We start from the raw sequence: 1,377 nt of genomic DNA, 5'->3' as shown, positions 1-1,377 counted from the left end.
CTTCCATTAGTTACCCCATCGCCATCACAATCCAACCCATTCCATGCAACACTTACATTAGCTACTACTTGATTGGCAACTGTATAATCACATCCATCAATTGGATTGGTAGTATCTATAATTTCTTGACCATTGGTTACACCATCACCATCACAATCCAACCCATTCCATCCAACACTTACATTAGCGGCTATCTGGCTAGCAATTGTATAATCACATCCATCAATTGGATTGGTAGTATCGGTAATTTCTTGACCATTAGTTACACCATCGCCATCACAATCTAGTGCGTTCCATGCTGTACTAACATTAGCTACTACTTGATTAGCAACGGTATAATCACATCCATCAGTTGGATTGGTAGTATCGGTAATTTCTTGACCATTGGTTACGCCATCGCCATCACAATCTAGTGCATTCCACGCTGTACTTGGTGTAGCATCTTGATTGGCAGCTATTAGACTACAATTATCCGTTGGATTTGTAGTATCCGTAATTTCTTGACCGTTGGTTACGCCATCACCATCACAATCTAGTGCGTTCCATGCTGTACTAACATTAGCTACTACTTGATTGGCAACTGTATAATCACATCCATCAATTGGATTTGTAGTATCTATAATTTCTTGACCGTTAGTTACTCCATCGCCATCACAATCTAGTGCGTTCCATGCTGTACTAACATTAGCTACTACTTGATTAGCAATTGTATAATCACATCCATCAGTAGGATTAGTAGTATCGGTAATTTCTTGTCCATTGGTTACGCCATCGCCATCGCAATCCAGCGCATTCCATGCTGTACTAACATTAGCTACTACCTGATTAGCAACTGTGTAATCACATCCATCAATAGGATTAGTAGTATCGGTAATTTCTTGACCGTTAGTTACTCCATCACCATCACAATCCAACCCATTCCATGCTGTACTAACATTAGCTACTACTTGATTAGCAACTGTATAATCACATCCATCAGTAGGATTAGTAGTATCGGTAATTTCTTGACCGTTAGTTACTCCATCACCATCACAATCTAGTGCGTTCCATGCTGTACTAACATTAGCTACTACCTGATTAGCAACTGTATAATCACATCCATCAATAGGGTTAGTAGTATCGGTAATTTCTTGTCCGTTAGTTACTCCATCGCCATCACAATCCAACGCATTCCATGCTGTACTAACATTAGCTATTACTTGATTAGCAACTGTATAATCACATCCATCAATAGGGTTAGTAGTATCGGTAATTTCTTGACCGTTAGTTACGCCATCGCCATCACAATCCAACCCATTCCATGCTGTACTAACATTAGCTACTACTTGATTAGCAACTGTATAATCACATCCATCAGTAGGGTTAGTAGTATCGGTA

Annotated in this window: 1 protein-coding gene; it reads right to left on the bottom strand. The window is 39.6% G+C overall.

Going from position 1 to position 1,377, the window contains the following annotated elements:
* The coding region (locus tag DG508_RS17645; protein WP_199912810.1) for a CREC-EF hand family protein at positions 1 to 1,377 on the bottom strand (1,377 nt) is incomplete at both ends.

The organism is Aquimarina aquimarini, assembly GCF_900299535.1.
Classification (GTDB): domain Bacteria; phylum Bacteroidota; class Bacteroidia; order Flavobacteriales; family Flavobacteriaceae; genus Aquimarina; species Aquimarina aquimarini.
This window is presented reverse-complemented; position numbering and strand designations above follow the sequence as displayed.